Consider the following 24,994-nt stretch of genomic DNA (forward strand, 5'->3'; position numbering starts at 1 on the left):
GGCATGATGTCATCATCGCCGCAGACCGGGCCGGGCGGGCAAAGCGACCTGTCTGCCGCAGGTCGTAGCTGCGATCTCTGATCTCGTAGGGTGGGCAAAGGCGCCCTTGCGCCGTGCCCACCGTCTCTCCACGATCGCGGCTGGCATGGTGGGCACGCGACGAGCCGCGCCTTGCGCGTCTCGTTGCTTTGCCCACCCTACGAGTTTCTCTGCAAGCGGCTTGCTAGTACCCGCGGCCCCACCAGTAGCAGAAGCGCTCGACATTGGCGGGCAGCGCGGTCTCGTAATTCGCCCACTTCTCGTATTTCGGCAGCTTCACTTCCTTCATCGCGGTATCGATGCATTTGCCGGCGTCCGCCGCCTTCTTCACCTCGGCGGAGAGATCCTCCATGTAGGCGATGTCGTCCTCGACGTCCTTCTTGGTGCCGAGCCGCCCGCCGGCATTGGGGTGGCCGGGGATCATCCGCTCCCAGTCGAGCGACGCCAGCTTCTTCAGCGAAGCGATATATTCCAGCGGCGAGACATTGTCGGGGATGTTGCGGAACTGGACGGACTCGATCGGCGCGAAATCGACGACGAAGACGATCTTCTCCTTCGGCAGCCGCATCACCAGCGAATTGTCGGAATGGTTGCGGCCGACATAGTTCAGCTCCAGCGTGGTGCCGCCGAGCGTGATGCTCTTCTTGTCGTCCACCACCTGATCCGGCATCACGACGTCGGCGAGCAGCGCATTCTGCTTCTTCAGCTCGAGCAGGCGCTCCTTGGTCCGCCGATGCGCGATGAAGGTGGCGCCGAGATCCTTGAATGGCTGGCCGCCGGCGATGTGGTCGTAGTGATGATGGCTGTAGACGACGTATTTGATCGGCTGGTCGGTGACCGCCTTGATCGCGTCGATATAGGGCTTGGCGGGTCGCAAGTAGGAGATCGGGTCGGTTGCGATCACGCCCTTCGGCGTCACCACGAACATCGACTGATGGCCGCCATAGCGGAAGATGTAGACATTGTCGGTGCCGTCGACCTTTCTGGTGGAGGTCTGCGGCGGGGTTTGCGCGAATGCCGATCCGGTCACGAGGGCAGCGAGAACGGCCATGCAAGTCAATGCTTTCATCTCTGGCTTTCTGGAAATAATGAGGACGGACAATCTCTTCGATACAAACGCTGCTGGAAGGGATTTATTCCGTCGCCTCATGCGACCAATCTGTCGCGGGAACGGCCTGGAACACGCCCTCAAATGTGATTTCAAAGCCATTGATCCTGCTTGACAGTTCTATGTCACGGGAGGAGCATGACGTTGGTCGCGAATACGCGACGCGCAACGTCCACCTCATGAGCAAGGGGAGGTCTATGACACCACCTCCGCAGATCCAGCCGCGTTAAGTGCGATGGAGCTCGTTCGGACTATCGCATAGCGGCAGAAACCGCGAACGGCACGCCGGGTCAAGGTTTAGAGGGCTCCATCAGTGAGGCAAGGCCCCTACCTGCCCGGCGCTGTGCTTCGCAGAGCGATTGGCATCACGCTTCATTTCTCCTCCTCCTCCTCACCGTCGTTCCGGAGCCATCCCGGAATGACGGGAGAGGTTTTGGCGTGAGCATCGTGCTGTATCGACGCGCGCCCGCGAGCCGGTATTTCGCCGTGTCGGAAACGGGGTTCCTGCTTCCTGCATCGCGGCAAATGCCAAGAGAATGTCGCCTCCTTGGCCAACTTCCGACACAGCGCCGGGGCGAATAACGACCATCCGACATGACGCACGTGCTTCGGCGGTGACGGCCCCGTCGCCGCCTGCGCATTCATTTTTTCAAGGAATCCTCGTGTCGCATAAGCTTGCCTCGGCGCTTCTCGCAGCGCTCTTCCTCGCCATCTCATCTCTCTCCGGCGCCCAGGCCGAGGCGCGTGCGCCGGCGACCAATGGTGCGGCCACGCTGTCGCCGGACGAGGCCAGGCGCGCGCTGGAGACGCTGCAGGACGACCAGAAACGCGCGCAGATGATCGACACGCTGCGCGCGATCGCGAATGTATCAGGTCAGCAGCAGCCTGCGCCGTCCGCGCCAGAGCAGAAATCGCCGATCCCGCTTTCGGCCGATGGCCTCGGTGCGCAGCTCCTGCTCACGGTATCGGAGCAGATCGGCGAGATATCGGGCGAGATCGCCGGCGTGGCGCGGACGCTCACGCACTTCCCGGCCTTCTATTACTGGATCATGCGAACCGCGAACGATCCCGCGGCCTACAACCTCCTGATCGAGATCGCCTGGAAGCTCGCGCTGGTGCTCGGCTGCGCCCTCTCCGCCGAGTGGGTGATCTTTCGTCTGATCCGCCGCCCGGTCGTGTTCCTGGAAGGACGCGTGCCGCAGGCCGCGCATCTGCCGGCGCAGGCGCTGCCCATTGCAGATCCGCCGTCATCGGTGACCGATGTCACCCCGGAGCCCGAACTGCACAAGCGCCGCCACAGCCTCGTGCGGATCTGGCAGGTCGTGCTGCGGCTGCCCTTTGTGCTGGCGCGCCTGGTGTTCGAACTGCTTCCCGTGTTCGTCTTCGTGGGCATCGCCACCGCGCTGCTCGGAACGGAGATCGGCGAGCCCACGACCGTCCGCCTCGTGATCCTCGCGGTCGTCAACGCCTATGCGTTCTCGCGCGGGCTCATCTGCGTGGTCCGTGCGCTGGCGGGGCCGTCCGGCCTGTTTCCGGTTCGGGCCGAGACCGCGGCCTATATCGAGATCTGGGCGCGCCGCATCGTCGGCGTCGGCGTCTCCGGCATCGCCTTTGCCAATGTGGCGCTGCTGCTCGGTCTGCATCGCGCCGGCTACGCCGCGCTGCTGCGCATGGTGATGCTGGTCGTGCATCTCTTCGTCGTCGTCATCATCCTGCAATGCCGCCGCCAGGTCGCCGAAGCCATTCGCGCGCCCGCCGAGCGGCCGGGGATTGCGGCGCGCCTGCGCAACCGCATCGCCGGTGGCTGGCATTATCTTGCGATCGCGCTCGATCTTGCGCTGTGGGCGGTGTGGGCGCTGAACATCCGCAACGGCTATGCGCTGCTGCTGCAATATTTCGTCGGCACCATCGCGGTGGCGCTGATCACGCGCGTTGCCATCATGCTGACGCTGGGCCTGATCGACCGCGGCTTCCGCATCAAGCCGGAGATCCTCCAGCGCTTTCCGGGGCTGGAAATCCGGGCCAACCGCTATCTGCCGCTGCTGCGCAAGATCGTGTCCAGCGTGATCGCCTTCATCGGCTTCGTGGCCGTGCTCGAAGTCTGGGGCGTGGACGCCATCGTCTGGTTCTATGGCGGCCAGATCGGCGGACGGCTGATCTCGGCCGTGGTGACGATCGGCGTTGCCGTATTCGTCGCTGCGGCTATCTGGGAGATCAGCAACGCGCTGCTGGATCGCCAGATCAATGCGCTGTCCCGCGACGGGCACTACGCCCGCGCCGCGCGCCTGCGGACCTTCCAGCCGATGCTGCGCACCGCGCTGCTCTGCGTGATCGCCGCCGTCGTCGGCCTCACGGCGCTCAGTGAGATCGGCGTCAATGTCGCCCCGCTGCTCGCAGGCGCCGGCATCGTCGGCATCGCCATCGGTTTCGGTTCGCAAAAACTGGTGCAGGATCTCATCACCGGCCTGTTCCTGCTGTTGGAGAACACGGTGCAGGTCGGCGACAATGTCAGCGTGTCGGGGCTCTCAGGCGTCGTCGAGAACGTCTCGATCCGCACCATCCGCCTGCGCGCAGGCGACGGTGCCGTGCACATCGTGCCGTTCAGCGCGGTCACGACCATCACCAATGCCAGCCGCGGCGCGGGCAATGCGTCCGTCAGCGTCAACGTGGCCTACAAGGAGGACACCGACCGCGCCGGCCAAATCCTCAAGGACATCGTCGACGAGATGCGCCGCGAGAGTGAATTCCGCGCGCTGATCCGCGGCGACCTCGAGCTCTGGGGCGTCGACAAGGTCGATGGCGCGATGGTGTCGATCGTCGGCCAGATCCGCTGCACCGAGGCCGGGCGCTGGCCGGTCCAGCGCGAGTTCAACCGCCGCATGAAGCAGCGCTTCCAGCAGAACGGCATCGAGGTCGCATCGGCGACCCAGACCATTCTGATGCACGTCGCGCCGCCGGCTGACAGTGCCGCAAACCTCACGCCGCGGCGAGCCGCAGGATAACGGCTCGACAAACTTCCCCCTTGCCTCCACTCCTCCGGCAGCGTTCACTCCGGCTCCAGCGCGCTGACAACATGCGGGCGGCAAAAAGGGTGGGAGAGAACGATGCGGGGGCTGTGGGCCGGATTGCGCGGTCACCTGATCGTCATTGGCGTGTTGATCGGATGCGCGGCAGCGGCCGCGCCGGCAGGCGCCCAGCCCTTTCCATCGCGCCCCATTACGCTCGTGGTGCCGTTTGCAGCGGGCGGGCCGACCGACACGCTGGCGCGCATCCTGTCCGAGCGGATCGCTGCCGAGCTGCACACGACGGTGGTGGTCGAGAACGTCGCCGGCGCCTCCGGCAGCATCGCGGGCGCCCGCGTCGCGCGTGCAACCCCTGACGGCACGACGATCACCATCGGCCATTGGGGCACCCATGTGCTCAATGGTGCCATCTTCAAGCTGCCCTACGACGTCATCGCCGATTTCGAGCCGGTCGCGACGATTGCGATGGGGACGCAGCTCATCGTCGGCCGGAAGTCGCTCGAGGCCAACAATCTGAAGGACATGATCGCGTGGCTGAAGGCCAACCCCGGCAAGGCCACTGCCGGGACGGCCGGCGCCGGCACCGGCGCCCATGTGGCCGGCGTCTTCTTCAAGGAAAGGACCGGCACCGACTTCCAGTTCGTGCCCTATCGCGGCGCGGGGCCCGCAATGATCGATCTCGTGGCAGGCCAGATCGACATCATGTTCGATCAGGCCTCGAACTCGCTGCCGCAATACAAGAACGGTGCGATCAAGGCTCGACACATGAACTTCCTATGTCCTTGATCTCCGGGGAGCGCTGGCCGACAATGCTTGTTGTTCAATAAGAAACTCCTTGGGGGAATTCGTGAATAGACCTGCCCGGGTCGCTGCCCAGTCGCCATCGTCCGATCAATCGCACGGCATGACGCTGCTGCGCGATCCCTTGCTCAACAAGGGCACCGCCTTCACTGAGGCGGAGCGCGCCGCGCTCGGCCTGCGCGGCCTCTTGCCGCCCTGCGTGCTGACGATGGAGACGCAGGTCGATCGTGTGCTCACCAATCTGCGTATGCTGCCGACTGATCTCGAAAAATATGTCGCGCTGAATGCGCTGCATGACCGCAACGAGGCGCTGTTCTTCCGCGTCGTCGTAGACAATATCGACGAGATCCAGCCGATCATCTACACGCCGACCGTCGGGCTCGCCTGCCAGAAGTACGGCCTGATCTTCCAGCGGCCGCGCGGCATGTTCATCTCCTCGCGCGATCGCGGCCAGATCGCGGAGATCCTGAAGAACTGGCCCTATCCGGCCAGGCTGATCGTGGTCACCGATGGCGAGCGCATCCTGGGCCTCGGCGATCTCGGCGCCAACGGCATGGGTATTCCGGTCGGAAAGCTCTCGCTCTATTCGGCCTGCGCCGGCGTGCATCCCGAGCATTGCCTGCCGATCGTGCTCGACGTCGGCACCAACAATGAAGAGCTGTTGAACGATCCCTATTATCTCGGCCTGCGCGAGCGGCGGCTCACCGGCGAGGCCTATGACAGCTTCGTCGACGAGTTCATGGTCGCCGCGCGAAAGACGTTCCCGGGTGTGCTGATCCAGTTCGAGGATTTTGCCAATCACTCGGCGTTCAAGCTGCTGCACAAATATCGCGATGAAGCCTGCGTCTTCAACGACGACATCCAGGGCACCGCGGCGGTGGCGCTTGCCGGCCTGTTCTCAGGCTTGCGCATCTCCGGCGGCAAGCTGAAAGATCAGAAGATCCTCTTCCTCGGTGCGGGCGAGGCGGCGACCGGCATCGCCGATCTCGTGGTCTCCGCCATGATGGCCGAGGGCGCCACTGAGGCCGAGGCGCTCCGCCGCAACTGGCTGGTGGATTCCCGCGGCCTCGTCGTCAGCGGCCGGGATGGTCTGTCCGGCCACAAGCTCCGCTACGCGCATGCCGGCCAGGCGCCGATCTCCGACTTCCTCACCGCGATCAAGACGCTGAAGCCGACGGCGATCATCGGCGTCGCCGCGGTCGGCGGCGCCTTCACGCCCGACGTGCTCAAGGCGATGGCCGGGCTCAACGAGCATCCGATCGTGTTCGCGCTGTCCAACCCGACCTCGAAGGCCGAATGCTCGGCGGAGGATGCCTATCGCTACACCGAGGGCCGCGCGCTGTTCGCTTGCGGCAGCCCCTACGACCCCGTGAAGCTCAATGGCCGCACCTTCGTGCCGCGCCAGGGCAATAACTCCTACATCTTCCCCGGCGTCGGCCTCGGCGTCATCGCCACCCGCTCGCGTCTCGTCACCGACGAGATGTTCATGGCCGCCGCCCATTCGCTCGCCGATTGCGTCGGTAAGGAAGACCTCGCGCAGGGCAGCCTCTATCCGGCACTCCCCCGCATCCGCGAAGTCTCGGCCCGCATTGCCGCCGCAGTGGCAGACGTTGCCTATCAGCGCGGGCTCGCCGACGGCCCCGCGCCCAACGACGTGAAGGCTCTGGTCCAGTCGCAGATGTACAAGCCGAAATACTGAGGCGAACGCGCGGAGGCGGCCCCTCGCTCCCTGTAAGAACGAAAGAGAGGATGGAGGGGCGGATCAGGCAACGCGCAGCATCGTCCGGCGCGATCCGGGTGACGGACAAGTGTGAGGCCGATCCGGACGGTACTCAACCGGGGGCGCGCCCGATCGCCAAGCGCGCCGTATCAAGCTGATTTCTCGCTGATTTGTCCCGATTCAGGACATGCCAGTGTGGTGGAATCGTCACAGCCGGTTGGGAAAAAGCCCTGGCCTCAGGCCCGCTTTTGTTCCGACAAGGTTCTGCCCTCATTGCCCACCGAACTTGAGGCCGTTCGGAGGGGCGTATCATGTCTCGCTTTGCACGTGCCGAAAGTGCCCGGATTTCCCCCGCGACCTCGTGCCGGTTGCTGCTCGCCATCATTGGCGCGGCCTCGCTCGCCGCCTGCGCGCAATCTCCGGTCGGCCGCCAGAAGGCCGATCTCGCCGGCACCGGCCGGCAGGCCGCAATCGAGCGGCCGCATCGCGTGGCGGCGTTGCATCCACGGCCGATCAGCCGGGCGCGTGTCCCCAACGGTGATGACAAGCGAACCGCCTCACATGGCGTTGCCAGCTTCTATTCGGATACGGAGACCGCGAGCGGCGAGAGGTTCGACAAGAACGAATTGACCGCGGCGCATCCCAGCCTGCCGTTCGGCACGAAGCTGCGCGTCACCGATGTTTCCTCCGGCCGCTTCGTGACCGTCAGGGTCAACGATCGCGGGCCCTATGTTCGCGGACGCGTGGTCGACATCTCGCCTTCTGCGGCCGAGGCGCTCGGCATGGTGGACAAGGGCATCGCCAATGTCAGGCTCGACGTCGTGCGGTGAGGGGCGATTCATCGATGCGAGCCGCCACTTAACCGTCTGTTAGCCGCTTCTCAAGCACCATGGGTGCCCAAACAATTCGGGGCTTTTGGGGAGGCGGGCGCTTGAACACGATCCAGTATCTCGAAGATCAGGCCGCGCGTGCCGAGCGGCTCGCCAAACGGATCACGGATACGCTGACGATCGAAAAGCTCCTGGCCTTCGCCGACGAACGCCGCCGCGAGATCGAGGTCATCGCCGGCAAGTATCGGCGCGCCCAACCCTCATAAACCATGCTCTGAGCGCATTCGCCCTCACTGCAGCGCTCGGAACTTCCTCTCATTTCCCGCGTCATGTCCGTGATGCAAGAGGAGGAGAGAGCCATGGGTTTTGGACGAGGTGCTTTGCTTTGGTTGCTTGGCGTGCCGCTGCTGATCATTCTGCTGCTGGCATTGTTCTGGCATCACTGAGGTTGCCACACGAAAAGCGCCGCGGAAGCGGCGCTTTTTTGTTGCCTGCGAATTGCGGCGTATCAACAACGATAACGCGCGGTCAGGTGTGGCTCTCGACGAAATCGCTGAGATAGTCGGGCAGCGTCACGCCATCGATGTCGCATCGCGCCCGAATCTCGCCGGCGACGTCGGTCGAGATGTCCTTCATCCAGTGTTCGAGCGTGTTGAACGAGATCACCTTGATCGGGTCGTTGAAGCAGCCGGCGACGAGCTCGCCGATCGTGGTCTCGAGATCGCTTCGCTCGACGCGGATTTCGGTCGCCTCGTCGCGGCGATCGATCACCACGAACAGGGTCTGGTCTGCGCCATAAGGCACGACCGTGGATGGCACGCCAGGTCTCGGCATCTTGGACACTCACGCCTTGGCTTCCGATCTCCGTTAACGGGAAAAACCGGAAGAAGGTTCCTATGTGTGGGAAAAGCTTGTCGTGCACGTGCAGCCTTGGCACGTGCAGCCCTGGCGTCTGCACGCAATCAGAGAAATTCTCTCAGGCGCGATAGCTCGATGACGTGCTCGGGCGAGAGGATATCCGTGACTAGCGGCGGCTGCGCCGCCGTGCGGATCTCATAGAGATGCCGGGTCGCCGCCGGCTTGTCCATGAACGCCGAGATGCATTCGTCGAGCGTGCCCTCGCTTACCTGGTAGGACTCGCGGTCCGGCCGGCGCTGGTTGGCAAGTGACGGCCATTTATACAGCGCTGCACGTGCTCCGAAATCGACCTTTGAATCCGCAACCACGTCCCCCATCGCCTCGCCTCACGCAAAAAGAACCCCAGCGCGCAGACTTGCGCTCCGGGGCCCATACCTATCGCTGCATCTCGATGCCACATCTCCCAACGCGGCGGCCGGGAAAAGGTTCCCGGCTGCCTTGTCGCGACTAGCTCGCGGCCGCTGCGATTTTGTGTCCCGGGCTGGTGTGACCGTGGCTGTGCTCGTCGCCGAGGCTGACCTCCGGCGGAAGCCCGGCAAAACGCCGCAGGGCCTCGGCCATCTGCACCCGGCCTGGCACTCCGGTGATCACCACGTCGACCATCGCGAAGGACGAGTGGAAATGGCCGCGCGCCGTGAACTGCTCGACCGGGACGCCGGCAGCGGCCATTGCTTCGGCATAGGCGATGCCTTCGTCGCGCAGCGGATCGAACTCGCAGGTGACGACGAAGGCCGGCGGCAGGCCCGAGACCTTGCCGCGGAGCGGCGAGACACGCGGATCAGTACGGTCGGCCGGCGAGCAGTAGAGGTCCCAGAACCAGTACATCAGCGAGCGCGTCAGGAAGTAGCCGGTCGCATTGTCGTTGTAGGAGGAACGATCGAAGTCGCAGTCGGTGACCGGGCACACCAGGAGCTGACCGGCGATATCGGGCCCGCCGCGATCGCGCGCGAGCTGGCAGGTGACGGCGGCGATGTTGCCGCCGGCGCTCCAGCCCGCGACCAGCACCGGGCCCGGCTTGCCGCCGAGCTCGGCGGCGTGCTCGGCGATCCAGCGCGTCGCCGCATAGCCGTCCTCAGCCGCGGTCGGGAAGCGATGCTCCGGCGCGTGGCGATAGCCGACGCTGACGAACATCATCCCGGTTCGTCGCACCATGTCGCGGCAGAACGGATCGTCCGACTGCTCGTCGCCGAGCACCCAGCCGCCGCCATGGAAATAGACTACGACCGGATGTGGCCCCGGAGTTGCCGGCTTGTAGACACGATAGGGAAGCGGGCCGTCGGTGCCCGGCAGCGTGCCGTCGACGACATCGCCGATCGGTCGTCCCGCCGGACGGCCCTTGTTGAACTCGTTGACGAAGGCGCGGGCGCCGAGCGCGCCCATCGACTCGATCGGTGGCAGGTTCAGCGTTGCCAGCAGGTTCAGCACCAGCCGCACATCCGGCTGCAGCCGCACCACCTCGCCGTCATTGCACTGCGCGGCGACATCGGGGCCGGTGAGCTTGAACCCGAGCATGCCGCGGCTGACGACCTCATCGCAGATGCTGCGATAGGGGCCGACTCCGCCGGTATAGGGCATCAGGCCCTGCACCTTGCCGGGTACGTTCGCGCCCGTGTACCAGGTGTTGGCGAGCCGGTGCAGCGTCAGCATCGCGCAGTCGGCCATGTGCTGGCCCCAGCCGGCCTGCGCCATCTCGGTCGGCTCGATGGTGGTGAAGCCGGCACCGCGCAAAGTCTTGAGCCGGTCCACGACCCAGTCGACATGCTGCTCGATCGACACCGCCATGTTCGACAAGACCGATGGGCTGCCCGGACCGGTGATCATGAAGAAGTTCGGGAAGCCCTCGACCGTGAGCCCGAGATAGGTCTGCGGCCCCTGCGCCCAGACATCCGATAGCGACTTGCCGCCGCGCCCGGTGATCGGATGCACCGCGCGGATCGCGCCGGTCATGGCGTCGAAGCCGGTCGCGAACACGATGACGTCGACGTCCACGCTGCGCCTGGCCGTGGTGATGCCGGTTGCGGTGATCGCCTTGATCGGCTCCTGGCGCAGATTGACCAGCGTGACGTTCGGCCGGTTGTAGGTCGCGTAATAGTTGGTGTCGAGGCAGGGGCGTTTTGCACCGAAGGGATGGTCGTGCGGCATCAGCGCCGCCGCCGTCTCGGGATCCTTCACGGTCGCCGAGATCTTTTCGCGGATGAGGTCGCAGATCAGCTTGTTGCCGTCGACATCGACCGCCTGGTCGGCCCAGAGCTGGGTGAGGATATAGACGAGATCGCCCTTGCCCCACGCCTCCTCGAACCGTGCGCGGCGCTCGGCATCGCTGAGCTGCCAGCTGACGGCCGTCTGCTGCGGATAGGGCACGCCGGCCATCGACTGGCGCGCCTGCTCACGATAGGCCGCGCGGTCGCCTTGCAGCAGGCTCATGCGATCGGAGGGCGCGGGGCCGTTGTGCGCCGGCAGCGCGAAATTCGGCGTGCGCTGGAACACGGTCAGATGCGCGGCCTGTTCGGCGATCAGCGGGATCGACTGGATGCCTGACGAGCCTGTGCCGATCACGGCGACGCGCTTGCCCGCAAGATTGACGCCGTCATGCGGCCAGCGGCCGGTGAAATAGACTTCGCCTTTGAAGTCCTTGACCCCGTCGATCTCCGGCGGCTTTGGTGCGGAGAGGCAGCCCGTGGCCATGATGTAATGGCGACAGGAGACCGGTGCGCCATTGTCGGTGGTGAGCTGCCAGCGCTCAGCCGCCTCGTTCCATTTGGCTTCGGTGACCTTGGTCCCGAAGCGGATGTCGCGGCGCAGCTCGTAGCGGTCGGCGACGAAGCCGAGATAGCGCAAGATCTCGGGCTGGGTCGCGTATTTCTCCGACCAGGCCCAGGCCGCCTCGAGTTCCGGATCGAAGGTGTAGCTGTAGTCGATGGTCTGGATATCGCAGCGCGCGCCGGGGTAGCGGTTCCAGTACCAGGTGCCGCCGACATCGCCGGCCTCTTCAAGGGCGACGGTCGTGAAGCCGGCCTGGCGCAGGCGATGAAGCAAATAAAGGCCGGCAAATCCGGCGCCGACCACCGCAACGTCGACTTGCTGGGCTGTTCCACTGGCCGCTTTGGACTCGCGTGCGGCGACCATTGCGTCAGGCATGGCATTCCTCCCGTGTATTTTGTTTTGCCGGCAGGCTAACGCTGCAGGCTCGGCTTGTCATCAGGACAAGTGCAATCTTCGGTAGTCGATCGCGGCGTGATTTTGGCCGCGCGAAGGTTGCGGCGATACACGCACCGCGATGCACAATCGCCGGGATTGTCCGGTCTAATCAGACCACATCCTTCTGTGTATGCTTGCGATTACAAGCCACGCGTACCGACCGGGCGTCATGACAGAGTTGAGTGAGCGGACGAAAGCGAACATGGACGTCGTCCTGGAGGAGACGTGCCGCCAACTGCCGCATGGTGGCGATCACGACAGCCGCAAATTCATCGCCGAGCGCCTGATCGAGGCGGCGCAGGCCGGTCACTCCACGCTTGGTGAGCTTGGCATCGTCGCGCGGCGCGCGCTGGCGGAGATCATTGCCAAGGGCAGCTAGCCGGAGGCCGTAAATGAGTTGAGCTCTGGCCGCAGCGCAGGTGCGCTCCCTCGCTCCGCTGTCGCGGGGAGAGGTAAGACCGGAGCTTGCTTCTCCGTCAGCCGTAGACGTAACCTTCCGGGGAACTTCTCCGCGCATTGAGATCCCCAAGATGCGGTCCCTGCTTGCGCTCATCGTGGTTTCCGCATTCCTTTGCCTCGCCGGTTCGGCCATGGCCCAACCGATCGGACAGTTTCCATTCGCGTTGACGCGCGAAGGCCAGATGCTCGGCGGCGTCGAAGGCGAGGTGGCGTTTTTCAAGGGGCTCGCTTATGCAGCGCCGCCGGTCGGCCCGCTGCGCTGGCGCCCGCCGGAGGCAACGGCCGAGAGTTCTGAGATGCGCACCGCCTACGAGTACGGCGCGCCCTGCCTACAGCCGTCGCTGCCAAAGGCGAGCGAAGATTGCCTCACGCTCAATGTGTTCCGCCCCTTCGGCGTCGACGGCCCGCTGCCGGTGATGATGTTCATTCATGGCGGCGCCTTCGTCGGCGGCACCGCGAACGATCCTATGTTCGACGGCGCGAAACTCGCGCAGGCCGGCCTCATCGTGGTGACCGTGAATTTCCGCCTCGGCGCGCTCGGCTGGCTCACTCATCCGGCGCTCTCGGAAGACGGCTCCGGAAACTACGGACTGATGGACCAGATCGCGGCGCTGCATTGGGTCCACGACAACATCGCGGCGTTCGGCGGCGATCCCGGGAACGTCACCCTGTTCGGCAATGGTGCGGGCGCGACGTCGATCGCGCTGTTGATGCTGTGCGACGAGGTGCGTGGTCTGTTTCAGAAAGCTATCCTGCAATCGGTGCCCGGCCGCGTGCGCCTGTGCTCGCGGCAGGAGGCGGAGGCCTGGGGCCTGCAATTCGTCGCGACGCTCGGACCGGATGCCCAGGAAACCAACGCGCGTGCGATCGGGCCTGCACGGCTGCTTGCCGCCGAAAAGAAGCTGCTCGCGAAAGTCCCGCTCGGCTTTGCGCCAACGATCGATGGAAGCCTCGTGAGGGAAGATATCGCCGCGGGTTTTGCGGCCGGGCATGAAGGGCAGATTCCCCTGATCATCGGCTCCAACGATGACGAGACGGATTTCGACAGCGAACCTGAAATCGCCGAGGCGCTTGCATCGTCTGGCACCGCCGTCGACGACCTGCGCAAGCTCTATCCCGACCTCGCCAAAGCTTCGGACCTCGCGGCAAGGTTTTATACCGACAAGGTCTTCTCCGAGCCGGTGAGATTGTTGGCTCGTCTGCACGCCGCAAGCGGCGCGCCGACCTTCCGCTATCGCTTCGCCTACGTGCCGGAGGCCCGGCGCACCAACCCGGACGGCGGTCACGGTCGGGAATTGCAGTTCATCTTCGGCGTGGAAGGCGTGCCCGGTGCCGGCATCTTCTCACGGCGCGATCGCGAGCTCGCAAGCCGCATGCGCAGCTACTGGATCAACTTCGCCAGGAGCGGCGATCCCAACGGTCCCGACCTGCCACGCTGGGACGCGGCGGCAGGCGGCGATCGCCTGCTGCTGATCACGAATGATCGCACCGCGAGCGGAGACGATCCCTTCGCGGAGCGTCTCGACCGGCTCGCAAGTGAGAGCAGAAAATGAGTTGGACTTAGGCCGCGAGCTCGACGCGCGGCGCCGGGCTCAGCCGGTCTTCCTCCAGATAGTCCATCGCGCCGTCCTTCTCGACGGCATAGAACTGCTGGCCTTCCCGCGACTTGTAGGCGGCGCGGACGACGCCGCGGCGGCCCTTGTCACTGTTGACGACGTCCCCCAGCGCAAACTTCCTCATCTCACGTCCTCGTCTTCTGGCCGACTCCTTCGACCATGGCGGGGATTCTGGAAGGCAAATCGTTAACGACTTGCTAACCATAGGGGTTTGCCTATGCTCGCCGCCGGTTGCGCGGGCAGCTCGCACGCGCATGTTGCCAACGAGACGAGCTTTCGCCCATGACGCGATTTCCGACCCTGTTCCTGTCCCACGGCGGCGGCCCCTGGCCGTTCATGGAGGACCGGCGGGTGCAATATGCCAGGACCGCCGAGGAGTTCGGGCGGCTGCCACAGCTTCTCCCCGAGAGACCAAAAGCCGTGCTCGTCATCACCGGACATTGGGAGGCGGACGCCTTCACCGTGTCGACCTCGGCGCATCCGCCGATGGTGTACGACTATTACGGTTTCCCGGAGCATACTTACCGCCTCAAATATCCGGCACCGGGTAAGCCCGAGCTCGCCGCGGAGGTGAAGGCGCTGCTCGCGCACGCCGGCCTCGATTGCCGCGAAGATGCCAATCAGGGTTTTGATCACGGCACCTTCGTGCCGCTCGGCTTGATGTACCCGAACGCCGACATGCCGATCGTGCTGCTGTCGCTGAGATCGAGCTACGATGCGGCCGAGCACATCAAGGCCGGGCAGGCGATCGCCGCGCTGCGGGACGAAGGTATTCTGATCGTCGGCAGCGGACTCACCTATCACAACATGCGCGGCTTCAACCGGCCGGAATCCAAGCCGGTCTCCTACGATTTCGAGGCCTATCTGAACGAGGCGATCAGCGCGCCGGATGCGGCGCGCCGCAACGCGATGCTGGTCGACTGGGAGAACGCGCCGAGCGCGCGCCTGGCGCATCCGCGCGAGGACCATCTGCTGCCGCTGATGGTCGCGGCCGGCGCTGCCGGCAACGACGTCGGCCATCGTGTCTTCGTGGACGAGGTCGCAAGCGTCGCGATGGCGTCGTACATGTTCGGTGGTCAGCCTTGAACCGCGCGGCTGCAAGCATCAAGGTTCACGCCGACGTCGCGTCGATCCTGCTGGCATGATCCGTTCCCAGAGCTGTTCGTAACGAGCCCTCACGGCGGGGTGACATTCGCACGCGCCCTCCCGTAGCCCATCCGCCCGCCACAGTGCATATGCGGGTGCTTGCTTCTGACCGTATCGCTCGATTCACATTCGCTCTATGGTTGTGTCTATTGCTCTAAGATTTTTCCGAAGAAATTGATGGTGCCGGCGCTCCGACACCATTTTGGGTACTTTTGGCGTATTGGGAGAACCCGTCGCACTGGTGCACGCTGTCGTATTGGTGCCGGGTCTGGCTTTGCAGATCGAAGCTGCTCGCCTTCGCGCTCTCGCACAGCGGAGTGTCGAGTTCCGGGATGGCCTGACGCGTCACAGCCAGGCCCTGTTCGTTCAGGCCCAGCAATCCGTGGGCTGCAATGCATCCCACTCCGTCGAGGCGAGATTGGCGCGATGGCTCTTGCGCGTTCGGGATCTATCCGGCCGCGATCGCTTCAAGCTTACGCAGGAATTGATGGCCGAGATGATCGGGGTTCGCCGGAACAGCGTCTCGTTCGTCGCCCATGCCCTTCAGGAGGCGAACGTCATTCGATTCAGCCGCGGCCACATCGAGATCGTCAACGTCGCCGAGCTCAACAAGGCCACCTGCGAATGCTACCGTGCGGTGAAGTTGCAATACCAGCGGCTTCGTTTTTCCGACTGAACAAGAATCCGAGGCATCAGGAAGCTCAGCCGTATCTCAGCTTCATCACCAGAATGCCGCCGGCGAGCAGCATGGTGACGGCGTTCGAGGCGATCAGCGGCGCGTCGCCGCTGAGCAGGCCGTAGATCAGCCAGAGCGCCAGGCCCAGCACCATGACCAGGAACATGCCGAGCGAGATGTCGCGCGCCGAGCGGGTCTTCAAGACCTTGATGAACTGCGGCGCGTAGGCGACGGTGGTGCAGGTGGCGGCAGCAAAGCCGATCAGCTTGATCAAGAACGGGTCCATGCCGATCCTATAACATGGATTCGGCGTGGGCTCAGCCGGTACGTGCTAGGCGCGGCGCGATTCGATCAGGCTCCGATACAGCGCTGCATAGTCGCCGGCGCGGCTGCGCCAGGAGACGTCGGTCGCAAGGCCGTTTCGTTGCAGCTGCCGCCAGGTCAGCTTGTCGTGGAAAGCCGTGTTGGCCTTGCGCAGCGTGCCGGCGAGGGCATCCGCCGTCACCGGGCCGAACTTGAAGCCGGTGGCCTCGCGGCCGGACGCGTCCGCCTCGCCGATATCGACGATGGTATCCTCGAGGCCGCCGACACGCGAGACGATCGGCACGGCGCCATAGCGCAGCGCGCAGAGCTGGGTCAGGCCGCACGGCTCGAACCGCGACGGCACGATGAGCGCGTCCGAGCCGGCCTGGATCAGATGCGCCAGGATCTCGTCGTAGCCGATCACGACCCCGATCCGGCCGGGATGCGCGCGGGCCGCGGCCTGATAGCGATCCTGGAGATCGCGGTCGCCGCTGCCGAGCAGCGCGAGCTGCATGCCTTCGCCCAAAATGGTCGGAATGGCCTCGAGCAGGAGATCGAGCCCCTTCTGCCAGGACAGCCGGCTGATGACGCCGAGCAGGGGGGCTTCGTCCGAGGAATCGAGATTGAATTGTTGCTGAAGCACCGCCTTGTTCGCAGCGCGGAACGTAAGGTCCTCCGCGCCGAACCGATAGGCGATGTGCGAATCGGTCTGCGGATTCCACACCGCGATGTCGATGCCGTTGAGGATCCCGCTCAATGCGCCCGCGCGCGCGCGCAGCAGGCCGCCGAGCCCCATGCCGCCTTCGTCGCTCTGGATCTCACGCGCGTAGGTCGGGGACACCGTCGTGATGCGATCGGCGAATTGCAGGCCGGCCTTCAGGAAGCTGATGCCGCCGAAATATTCGAGGCCGTTGACGTCGAAGGAGCTCCACGGCAGGCCGATCGCACCGATCAGCTCAGGAGCGAACTTGCCCTGATAGGCCATGTTGTGGATCGTCATCACGGTGCCGGGACGCGGACGATTGTCGTAGCGCAGATAAGCGGGCGCGAGCCCGGCCTGCCAGTCATGGGCGTGCACGATGCCGGGCACGAAGGCCGGAACGAGGCCGTGGCCGATGTCGGCCGCCACGCGCGACAGCGCCGCAAAGCGCACGCCGTTGTCCGGCCAGTCGACCCCCTCTGCCGTGACGTATGGGTTGCCCGGCCGCGCGTAGAGATGCGGCACGTCGAGCACGAACAGGTCGAGCCCGTCATGCGCGCCGGCGAGCAGCCGGCCCGGCCCGCCGAAATAATCCGGCCAGCGCCGGATCTCCTCCGCGCCCGAGAGTAGCCGCATCACGTCGGGATAGCCCGGCATCAGGGTGCGCATCTCGACGCCGTGCGCCTTCAGCGCAATCGGCAGCGCGCCGGCGACATCCGCGAGGCCGCCGGTCTTGACGATGGGATAGACTTCGGAGGCGACCGCGAGGACGCGAGCAGGCGTCATGTATTCAGCCTGTCGATCATCGGTTGGGTGATGAGGGAGATGCCCTGCTCGGTGGTTCGGAAGCGTTTTGCATCGAGCTCGGGATCCTCGCCGATGACGAGCCCCTCGGGAATCTCGACGCCGCGGTCGATCACGACGTTCTTCAGCCGCGCCCCGCGCCCGACATTCACATAGGGCATGATCACGGCGTTCTCGACATTGGCATAGGAGTTGATGCGCACGCCGGTGAACAGCAGCGAACGGCGCAGCGAGGCGCCGGAGATGATGCAGCCGCCCGAGACCAGCGAGCTCACCGCCTGGCCGCGCCGGCTCTCCTCGTCATGGACGAATTTGGCGGGCGGCGTGATCTCCGAGTAGGACCAGATCGGCCATGCGCGGTCGAACAAATCGAGCTCCGGCACCACGTCGGTGAGGTCGATGTTGGCCGCCCAATAGGCGTCGACCGTGCCGACGTCGCGCCAGTAGGCGCGGGGATCGTCGCCGGAGCGGACGCAGGAGGTCGAGAACTGGTGCGCGATCGCGCGGCCGTTCTTGACGATGTAGGGAATGATGTCCTTGCCGAAATCGTGGTTCGAGCTCGGGTCCTCGGCGTCGCGCTTGAGCTGGTCGAACAGGAATTTCGCATCGAACACGTAGATGCCCATGCTGGCGAGCGAGACGTCCGGCTTGCCCGGCATCGGCGGCGGATCGGCCGGCTTTTCCAGGAACTCCTGGATCCAGCCGTTCTCGTCGATATGCATGATGCCGAAGCCGGAGGATTCCGCGCGCGGCATTTCGAGGCAGCCGACCGTGACGTCGGCGCCGCTATCGACGTGCTGGCGCAGCATCACCTCGTAATCCATCTTGTAGATATGGTCGCCGGCGAGCACGACAATGAAGCGGGCGTTGTGCGACTCGATGATGTCGATGTTCTGGTAGATCGCGTCCGCCGTGCCGACATACCACATGTTCTCGGAGACACGCTGGCTCGCGGGCAGGATGTCAAAGCTCTCGTTGCGCTCCGGGCGGAAGAAGTTCCAGCCCATCTGAAGATGCCGGATCAGGCTGTGCGCCTTGTACTGGGTGGCGACCGCGATGCGGCGGATGCCGGAGTTCACCGCGTTCGACAGCGCGAAATCGATGATGCGGGACTTGCCGCCGAAATAGACCGCCGGCTTGGCGCGCCGGTCGGTCAGCTCCAGAAGCCGGCTACCGCGTCCGCCAGCCAGGACGAACGCCAGCGCCTGACGGGCGAGCGGCTCATTTCCGACGGCACTCATGTCATCCTCCCACTCTTCTGGCGCAAGTCGGAGCCCTCGCGAGATGCCTCTCGGCCGCGCACCATTGGAACCAATAGTAACGGTACGAATAGTAAATCGGGAAGGTGGTTGTTGGTTGCGAACGCGCGGGAAGCTTAATGCTTTGCCGTCGTGCGCGGCGCAGGTGCCGTCGCATCGGTGTCATCCCGGCGCGGCGAGCCTGACCACAATTGAGGCATGCATGGGCTCTCTTGTGCGCCGCACGCAGAATCGAGCGTTTGACTTGGCGCAAGGATGCCCGATCATACGCCTGCGATCCTTTTTCCAGGCGAAACGTCCGAGAGGGAGCAAGACGATGAGGATCTGGACAACGGCAATTGCCTGTTCGCTGGCAGGTGCGGTCATGGCCGGCCAAATCGGGCAGGCCGCAGCAGCCCCGATGCCGACCAATGTCGCGGCCATGAAGGCTGCGGCCGGCGACGACGTCACGCAGGTGCATTGGCGCGGCGGCGGCTGGGGATGGGGCCTCGGCGGCCTCGCGGTCGGCGCGATCATCGGCGGCGCCATCGCCAGCAGCGCGCCTTACGGCTACGGCTATTACGGCGGCGGCCCGTATTACGGTGGCTATGGTTATCCTGGATATGGCTATGGTTATGCGCCGGCCTATTACGGCTACGGGCCGGCCTATGCCTATCCGCGATACTATGGCTACCGCCGGGTCTATCGGCCCTATTACGGCTATTACCGGCCGTATGCGCGCCCGTACTACCGCGGATATTGGTGATCGCGGTTAAAGCGAGAGCCACACGATCAGGCTCATGCAGGCGAGATGCGCGAGCACGATGGCGGCGAGATGCAGCGGGCCGGCCTTGAGGCGAAGCCTGTGCATCCCGCCGCCTCCGCCTAGTTCGACCCGGCGGCCGCCGCGGTGAAGCTGCGGTCGACGGCTTGGTTGACGTCGAGCTTCTTCGGCAGGATGCCGTAGCGCGTCGAGCGGTCCGAAGCTGCCTGGATCTCCTTCAACACGTTCTCGTCGATCACGATCGGGCTGGTGCGTTGCGCGGTGTAGGCCGACTGCAGCACGTCCTCCGGCAGCCTGGTCAGCTCGGCCGTGCTCCTGGCGTATTCGGCAACATGATCCAGTGACCACAGCCGTGCCTTGTTCAACCGCTGCACCAGGTCCTGCACCGCCGCGCGCTTGGTGGCGATGGCATTGTCGGAGGCGACGATGAAGGTGATCGTCGGCGTCAGGCCGTCGCCGTCGGCGATCACGCGGGCCTTGTCCTTCAGCGTCGCGTAGGAGACGTAGGGCTCCCACACCGCCCAGGCGTCGATCGAGCCCGCCACCAGCGCGATCTTGGCATCCACGGGGCCGAGCGGCGCGAAGGTCGCGTCCTCCAGCTTGATCTGCGCCTTCTCCAGCGTCGCGTCGATCAGAAACTGCCCCCAGCCGCCGCGCGTGCCGGCGAGGCGCTTGCCCCTGAGGTCGGCCGCCGACTTGATCGGCGAATCCTGCCGCACGAGGATCGCCTGCGTCTTCGCATCCGAGCGCGTGCCGCCGATCGCCTTGATCGGCGCACCCGCCGCATAGACCGACAGGAAGGACAGATCGCCGGTGTAGCCGACGTCGAGCGCGCCCGCATTGAGCGCTTCCAGGATCGGAGCTGCGGCCGGGAATTCCGACCATTCGATCTTGTAGGGCAGGTCCTTCGCGTAGCCGGAGATCTCCAGCAGCGAGCGGTTGCCGCCCTTCTGGTCGCCGACGCGCAGCACGACGGTGTCGGCCGCGAGCGATGCGGCCGCCGTCGAAAAGGTGATGGCGGCCGCCAGCAGCGACGCCGCAAGCCAGCGCGTCAGGGAATGATCGAGAGAGGAAGAGTTGATGCTCATGTGATCTGTCTTGTTGGTTTGCTCACGGCGCGTGAGCGAACGATGCAGCGGGACGATCAAGTCTATGAGCGCGCGATGCGCAGTCAATGAAATGGCCAACCGTATTGCGCGCGCGATCGGCAAGGACGTTTCAACGAACGATCGCTTTCGAGAAAGCGACGTGCGCCGGCGCAAAGCAGTGTTGCAACGATGCGGATGCCGCAGTCGTGATGGAGATTACAAACGGACCCGGCCGCGAAAATCCTTTCACCGTTCCTGCACGCGACGATGGAGAGAATGACTTCGCTGCGCGCAACATTCGAAATTCCATTTCATTGACGATGCGGCGAGCGCGCCGCATGATTTGCGCATCGCATCAACGCGGTGCCGGAAGCGCCGACGGAAAAACTTTCTCTCAACGCAGCTCCGTACGGAACATGCGCAACGACATTCGTTGCGCAAACGGCGGAGACGTGCCAGCGCAGGAGCCAGGGGCCGATGAACAACGAGAACAAGCGCGGCGGATCGAGTCTCGACCGTCGCCATCTGCTCCAGGCGGGATTGGCTGCGGCTTTCGCCGCACCGCTCGGTGCGCTCGGCGCACAGGCCTTCGCGCCGCAGCCGATCGGATCCGGCATCGATTTCTCCGAGTTCCCGTTGTGCCGGACGGCATCTGACGCGCCCGCGCTGACGGGTGCCCCGCGTAAGCTAAAGCTGTCGTGGAATGCCGGCGCGGTCTGCCTCGCGCCGCTGCCCGTCGCCATCGAGCACGGCTTCTTCCAGAAGCAGAATCTCGACGTCGAGCTCGTCAATTATTCCGGCTCGACCGACCAGCTCCTTGAAGCGATCGCGACCGGCAAGAGCGATGCCGGTCTCGGCATGGCGCTGCGCTGGCTGAAGCCGCTGGAGCAGGGCTTTGACGTCAAGATCGCCGCCGGCACCCATGGAGGCTGCATGCGCGTGCTGACGCGCACCGATTCCGGCGTCGCCAGGCTCGCCGATCTCAAGGGCAAGATCGTCGCGGTCGGCGATCTCGCCGGTCCCGACAAGAACTTCTTCTCGATCCAGCTGGCAAAGCTCGACATCGATCCGGTCAAGGACGTCGACTGGCGCGCCTATCCCGGCAATCTCCTCAACGTCGCGGTCGAGAAGGGCGAGGTTCAGGCCTTCCTGTCGTCCGATCCGCTCGCCTATCTCTGGCTGAAGGACAGCCAGTACAAGGAAGTCGCCTCCAATCTCGACGGCGAATACCGCGACAAGAGCTGCTGCATCGTCGGCCTGCGCGGCAGCCTGGTGCGCGAGGAGCCGCAGGTCGCCCGTGCCATCACGCAGGCGCTGCTCGATGCCGCGATGTTCACCTCGCAGAACCCGACGGTGGCCGCGAAATCGTTCCAGCCCTACGCACCGAAAGCGGCGACGCTCGCCGATATCGAGGGCATGGTGCGCTACCACACCCACCACCATCATCCCGTCGGCGAAGTGCTGAAGCGCGAGCTCAAGGCCTATGCCGACGACCTGAAGAGCGTGCAGGTCTTCAAGCAGAGCACCGATACTGCCAAATTCGCGGAGCGCATCTATGTCGACGTATTCGCTGTCTGACGGCCTTGCCTCCGGCGCACCACGCCTCGCCCGCGCGCCGCTGCTTGCGAGCTGGGTCCGTGAATCCGGTGTCGGTATTCTTGCCAGCGTCGCCTGGATCGCCTTCGGCCTGTCCTGCCTGTGGTGGGAAGATGTCGGCGACTGGTCGCGCACGCATTCGCTCGGCATCGCCGCCTTCGTCATCGCGGCCGTCGCGCTGTTCGGCACCTTCGGTGCCGACTATCTCGGCTCGGCGGGCAAGGCGTTGCATAAGCGCGCGCCCTGGCTCGTCGCGCTCGGTGCCTTCCTGACCTTGTGGGAAGTCGCCACCGCAAAATTCGCCTGGTTGCCGCTGCCGTTCTTTCCACCGCCGCAGTCGATCATCGAGGTCTATACCGACGATCTGCCCAAGCTGCTCGACAGCGTGTTCGCCTCGGTCAAGCTCCAGCTTGGCGGCTATCTGATCGGCGCCACGATAGGATTCCTGACCGGCGTCTCGATCGGCTGGTCGCGTGCGGTTGGCTATTGGGTGCATCCGGTGCTGCGCTTCATCGGCCCGCTGCCGGCGACCGCCTGGCTGCCGATTGCCTTCTTCACCTTCCCGTCGAGCTGGAGCGCCTCGACCTTCCTGATCGCGCTGGCGACCGGCTTTCCCGTCACCGTGCTGACCTGGTCGGGCGTCGCGAGCGTCAGCAACGCCTATTACGACGTCGCGCGCACGCTGGGTGCAAAGCCGTCCTTCCTGGTGCTGAAGGTCGCGATCCCCGCGGCACTGCCGCATGTGTTCGTCGGCCTGTTCATGGGGCTCGGCTCGTCCTTTGCCGTGCTCGTCGTCGCCGAGATGATCGGCGTCAAGGCCGGCCTCGGCTGGTATCTGCAATGGGCGCAGGGCTGGGCCGCCTATGCCAACATGTATGCGGCGCTGATCGTGATGTCGCTGCTCTGCTCCGGCGCGATCACGCTGCTGTTTTCGATCCGCGATCGCCTTCTGGTCTGGCAGAAGGGGACCGTGAAATGGTAGCCGCAGCCGCACTGGCCGAAGTCGCCACGCATCCCGCCGCGGGCGCCGCGCTCGACATCGAGCAGGTCAGCCATGCCTTCGACATCGACGGTGCCGAGCTGCCGGTGTTGAGCGACGTCAGCATCTCGGTCGAGCCCGGCGAATTCGTCGCGCTGCTCGGCCCGTCCGGCTGCGGCAAGTCGACCTTGCTGAGGCTCGTTGCCGGCCTCGACAAGCCCAAGGCGGGAAGCTTGCGGGAAGACGAGAGCCGCATCACCCGGCCGCATCCTTCGCGCGTCGTCGTGTTCCAGGATCCGACCCTGTTTCCCTGGCGGTCGGTCTGGGACAACGTCGCCCTGGGCCTCGAGGCCCAGGGCATCCTCAAGAGTCAGCGGCAGCGCGTGGATGACGCGCTCGACCTGGTCGGGCTTGCGCCATTCCGCAACGCCTATCCGCACCAGCTCTCCGGCGGCATGGCGCAGCGCGTCGCGCTGGCGCGTGCACTGGTCAACGATCCCAAAATCCTGATCCTTGACGAGCCACTCGGCAAGCTCGACTCGCTCACCCGCATCACCATGCAGGCCGAGATCGTCGCGCTCTGGCAGCGCAAGGGCTTTACCACGTTGCTGGTGACGCACGACGCCGAGGAGGCCCTGGTGCTCGCCAACCGCGTCATCGTCTTCAGCGACCGTCCCGCGCGGGTGAAGGCCGACATCCGCGTCGACCGGCCCTATCCACGCCATCGCGGCGATCCGTATCTGGCCGACCTGCGGCGCCAGATCCTCGGCCTTCTGGGACTGGATGCGACATGGTGACCTCCATAGCCAAAGGCCGCTTGGCTCATAGCGAACCCGACTACGTCGCCCGCGCCGAGGCGCTGGCCGAGGCCTTCGCCGCGCGCGCGGCCGAGCACGACCGCACCGGCAGCTTTCCGTTCGAGAACTTTCGCGAGCTCTCCGAGGCCGGCCTGCTGTCGCTGACGGTTCCCGCAGTCCATGGTGGGGCCGGCGCCGGTGCGCGCTACGCCGCGCGCGTCATCGGCATCATCGGCAAGGCCGATCCGTCGACCGCGCTGGTACTGTCGATGCACTACATCAATCATCTCGTCATGGCGCGCAGTCCGACCTAGCCCGCCCGGTTGTCGCGCAAGCTTGCGCGTGAGACTGTCGAAGGCCTTGCACTCGTCAACGCGCTGCGCGTCTCGAGCTCGGCTCGCCTGCGCGCGGCGGCCTGCCGGCGACGATCGCGCGGCGCACCGAGACCGGCTGGCGCCTGACCGGCCACAAGATCTATTCGACGGGATCGCCGATCCTGAAATGGTATCTGGTCTGGGCCCGGACCGACGAGGCGGAGCCGCGGGTCGGACAGTTCCTGGTGCCGGCGGGCCTGCCGGGCACGCGCATCGTCGAGACATGGGACCATCACGGCCTGCGCGCCAGCGGCAGCCATGACGTCATCTTCGATGACGTCGTGATCCCGCTCGATTCCGAGGTCGATGTCCGCAAGCCCACCGATTGGCGCGGACCTGACGTCACGCAGGCGACCGTGCACACCATCTTCGTTGCCGCAATCTATGACGGTGTCGCCCGCGCCGCGCGCGACTGGCTGATCTCGTTCCTGAAGCAACGCGTCCCCGCCAGCCTTGGCGCGCCGCTCGCGACTCTGCCGCGTGCGCAGGAGATCCTCGGCGCCGTCGAGGCCCGGCTCGCGGTCAATGCGCGGCTGATCGCCTCTTTTGCCGGCGACTTCGACGACGGTGTCGAGCTCTCGGCGGCCGAGTCCAACGTGATCAAGCTCACCGTCACCAACAATGCCGTGGCCGCCGTCGAGGACGCGCTGTCGCTTACCGGCAATCACGGCCTCTCTCGCACCAATCCACTGGAGCGGCACTATCGCGACGTGCTGTGCGGTCGCGTGCACACGCCGCAGGACGATTCCACGCGCACCGGCCTCGGCCGCGCCGCATTGGACCTCTAGCTTTTCCGC

Annotated in this window: 22 protein-coding genes and 2 pseudogenes; 14 read left to right on the forward strand and 10 right to left on the reverse strand. The window is 65.1% G+C overall.

Annotated features, from left to right (window positions below; translation table 11 throughout):
- Positions 1-223: 223 nt before the first annotated feature.
- The gene (locus ACFLEY_RS11550; protein WP_028176150.1) at positions 224-1,108 is read right to left on the reverse strand and encodes an MBL fold metallo-hydrolase; all 885 of its coding nucleotides are present in this window, start codon (positions 1,106-1,108) and stop codon (positions 224-226) included.
- A gap of 701 nt (positions 1,109-1,809) precedes the next feature.
- Between ACFLEY_RS11550 and ACFLEY_RS11555 the strand changes: the two genes are divergently transcribed.
- The 5 genes and pseudogenes from ACFLEY_RS11555 to ACFLEY_RS11575 all read left to right on the forward strand — a co-directional run bounded on the left by ACFLEY_RS11555 (position 1,810) and on the right by ACFLEY_RS11575 (position 7,787).
- Positions 1,810-4,149, forward strand: coding sequence for a mechanosensitive ion channel domain-containing protein (locus tag ACFLEY_RS11555; protein WP_060908539.1), 2,340 nt, complete (start codon positions 1,810-1,812; stop codon positions 4,147-4,149).
- Between the two features lie 102 nt (positions 4,150-4,251).
- A pseudogene (locus tag ACFLEY_RS11560) lies at positions 4,252-4,929 on the forward strand (tripartite tricarboxylate transporter substrate-binding protein); the annotation flags it as partial.
- A 145-nt stretch (positions 4,930-5,074) separates the two neighbouring features.
- Complete coding sequence (locus tag ACFLEY_RS11565; protein ID WP_060908538.1) at positions 5,075-6,670, forward strand: NAD-dependent malic enzyme; 1,596 nt, start codon at positions 5,075-5,077, stop codon at positions 6,668-6,670.
- A 332-nt stretch (positions 6,671-7,002) separates the two neighbouring features.
- On the forward strand, positions 7,003-7,521 hold the full coding sequence (locus ACFLEY_RS11570; RefSeq protein ID WP_011089208.1) for a septal ring lytic transglycosylase RlpA family protein: 519 nt from the start codon (positions 7,003-7,005) through the stop codon (positions 7,519-7,521).
- Positions 7,522-7,622: 101 nt separating this feature from the next.
- Complete coding sequence (locus ACFLEY_RS11575) at positions 7,623-7,787, forward strand: hypothetical protein (RefSeq protein ID WP_166466032.1); 165 nt, start codon at positions 7,623-7,625, stop codon at positions 7,785-7,787.
- Between the two features lie 262 nt (positions 7,788-8,049).
- Here ACFLEY_RS11575 and ACFLEY_RS11580 read toward each other — a convergent pair whose 3' ends face one another.
- From ACFLEY_RS11580 to ACFLEY_RS11590, 3 genes are all read right to left on the reverse strand, one after another.
- Positions 8,050-8,355 carry a hypothetical protein gene (locus tag ACFLEY_RS11580; RefSeq protein WP_028176148.1) on the reverse strand — a complete coding sequence of 102 codons (306 nt, stop codon included), beginning with the start codon at positions 8,353-8,355 and terminating at the stop codon, positions 8,050-8,052.
- A 128-nt stretch (positions 8,356-8,483) separates the two neighbouring features.
- Positions 8,484-8,756 (reverse strand): hypothetical protein, encoded by a 273-nt coding sequence (locus ACFLEY_RS11585; RefSeq protein ID WP_011089206.1) that lies wholly within the window; start codon positions 8,754-8,756, stop codon positions 8,484-8,486.
- A 130-nt stretch (positions 8,757-8,886) separates the two neighbouring features.
- Positions 8,887-11,577, reverse strand: coding sequence for an alpha/beta hydrolase fold domain-containing protein (locus ACFLEY_RS11590; RefSeq protein ID WP_060908536.1), 2,691 nt, complete (start codon positions 11,575-11,577; stop codon positions 8,887-8,889).
- Positions 11,578-11,767: 190 nt separating this feature from the next.
- Between ACFLEY_RS11590 and ACFLEY_RS11595 the strand changes: the two genes are divergently transcribed.
- Complete coding sequence (locus tag ACFLEY_RS11595) at positions 11,768-12,016, forward strand: hypothetical protein (RefSeq protein WP_011089204.1); 249 nt, start codon at positions 11,768-11,770, stop codon at positions 12,014-12,016.
- 151 nt (positions 12,017-12,167) lie between these two features.
- Positions 12,168-13,649 carry a carboxylesterase/lipase family protein gene (locus tag ACFLEY_RS11600; RefSeq protein ID WP_060908535.1) on the forward strand — a complete coding sequence of 494 codons (1,482 nt, stop codon included), beginning with the start codon at positions 12,168-12,170 and terminating at the stop codon, positions 13,647-13,649.
- 7 nt (positions 13,650-13,656) lie between these two features.
- Here the strand turns inward: ACFLEY_RS11600 and ACFLEY_RS11605 are convergent, their stop codons facing one another.
- Entirely contained in the window at positions 13,657-13,836 is a 180-nt protein-coding gene (locus ACFLEY_RS11605) for a hypothetical protein (protein WP_028176145.1), read from the reverse strand.
- Positions 13,837-13,994: 158 nt separating this feature from the next.
- Here ACFLEY_RS11605 and ACFLEY_RS11610 point away from each other — a divergent pair, with 158 nt between their 5' ends.
- Positions 13,995-14,798 (forward strand): class III extradiol ring-cleavage dioxygenase, encoded by an 804-nt coding sequence (locus ACFLEY_RS11610; RefSeq protein WP_211433577.1) that lies wholly within the window; start codon positions 13,995-13,997, stop codon positions 14,796-14,798.
- Positions 14,799-15,012: 214 nt separating this feature from the next.
- Here ACFLEY_RS11610 and ACFLEY_RS11615 read toward each other — a convergent pair whose 3' ends face one another.
- Positions 15,013-15,237, reverse strand: coding sequence for a hypothetical protein (locus tag ACFLEY_RS11615; protein WP_396604640.1), 225 nt, complete (start codon positions 15,235-15,237; stop codon positions 15,013-15,015).
- Positions 15,238-15,276: 39 nt separating this feature from the next.
- Here ACFLEY_RS11615 and ACFLEY_RS11620 point away from each other — a divergent pair, with 39 nt between their 5' ends.
- A complete protein-coding gene (locus tag ACFLEY_RS11620) occupies positions 15,277-15,534 on the forward strand; it encodes a helix-turn-helix domain-containing protein (protein ID WP_074076694.1) in 258 nt (85 codons plus the stop codon).
- Between the two features lie 25 nt (positions 15,535-15,559).
- Here ACFLEY_RS11620 and ACFLEY_RS11625 read toward each other — a convergent pair whose 3' ends face one another.
- The 3 genes from ACFLEY_RS11625 to glgC are packed head-to-tail and all read right to left on the reverse strand — an operon-like array spanning position 15,560 to position 18,582.
- Complete coding sequence (locus ACFLEY_RS11625; RefSeq protein ID WP_011089200.1) at positions 15,560-15,820, reverse strand: SemiSWEET transporter; 261 nt, start codon at positions 15,818-15,820, stop codon at positions 15,560-15,562.
- Between the two features lie 45 nt (positions 15,821-15,865).
- The gene (gene glgA, locus ACFLEY_RS11630; RefSeq protein WP_060908534.1) at positions 15,866-17,323 is read right to left on the reverse strand and encodes a glycogen synthase GlgA; all 1,458 of its coding nucleotides are present in this window, start codon (positions 17,321-17,323) and stop codon (positions 15,866-15,868) included.
- Positions 17,320-18,582: a glucose-1-phosphate adenylyltransferase gene (gene glgC / locus ACFLEY_RS11635; RefSeq protein ID WP_011089198.1), complete on the reverse strand. Its 1,263-nt coding sequence runs from the start codon at positions 18,580-18,582 to the stop codon at positions 17,320-17,322. The genes glgA and glgC overlap by 4 nt, the downstream gene beginning before the upstream one ends.
- Before the next feature lie 334 nt (positions 18,583-18,916).
- Between glgC and ACFLEY_RS11640 the strand changes: the two genes are divergently transcribed.
- Positions 18,917-19,345, forward strand: a complete 429-nt coding sequence (locus ACFLEY_RS11640; protein WP_038966491.1) for a hypothetical protein — start codon at positions 18,917-18,919, stop codon at positions 19,343-19,345.
- A 119-nt stretch (positions 19,346-19,464) separates the two neighbouring features.
- Here the strand turns inward: ACFLEY_RS11640 and ACFLEY_RS11645 are convergent, their stop codons facing one another.
- Entirely contained in the window at positions 19,465-20,451 is a 987-nt protein-coding gene (locus tag ACFLEY_RS11645) for an ABC transporter substrate-binding protein (protein WP_060912660.1), read from the reverse strand.
- Positions 20,452-20,928: 477 nt separating this feature from the next.
- On the opposite strand from ACFLEY_RS11645, the gene ACFLEY_RS11650 reads away from it, so the two are divergent.
- The 4 genes and pseudogenes from ACFLEY_RS11650 (at position 20,929) to ACFLEY_RS11665 (ending at position 24,985) form a co-directional block, all read left to right on the forward strand.
- Complete coding sequence (locus ACFLEY_RS11650; RefSeq protein WP_060908533.1) at positions 20,929-22,029, forward strand: ABC transporter substrate-binding protein; 1,101 nt, start codon at positions 20,929-20,931, stop codon at positions 22,027-22,029.
- A complete protein-coding gene (locus ACFLEY_RS11655; protein ID WP_060908532.1) occupies positions 22,007-23,029 on the forward strand; it encodes an ABC transporter permease in 1,023 nt (340 codons plus the stop codon). The genes ACFLEY_RS11650 and ACFLEY_RS11655 overlap by 23 nt, the downstream gene beginning before the upstream one ends.
- Complete coding sequence (locus ACFLEY_RS11660) at positions 23,023-23,823, forward strand: ABC transporter ATP-binding protein (RefSeq protein WP_060908531.1); 801 nt, start codon at positions 23,023-23,025, stop codon at positions 23,821-23,823. Before ACFLEY_RS11655 ends, ACFLEY_RS11660 begins: the two co-directional genes overlap by 7 nt.
- Positions 23,817-24,985 (forward strand): annotated as a pseudogene (locus ACFLEY_RS11665) (acyl-CoA dehydrogenase family protein). The gene ACFLEY_RS11660 and the pseudogene ACFLEY_RS11665 overlap by 7 nt, the downstream one beginning before the upstream one ends.
- Positions 24,986-24,994: the final 9 nt, after the last annotated feature.

The sequence above is a fragment of the Bradyrhizobium sp. YCK136 genome (assembly GCF_044570075.1).
Lineage (GTDB): Bacteria > Pseudomonadota > Alphaproteobacteria > Rhizobiales > Xanthobacteraceae > Bradyrhizobium > Bradyrhizobium diazoefficiens.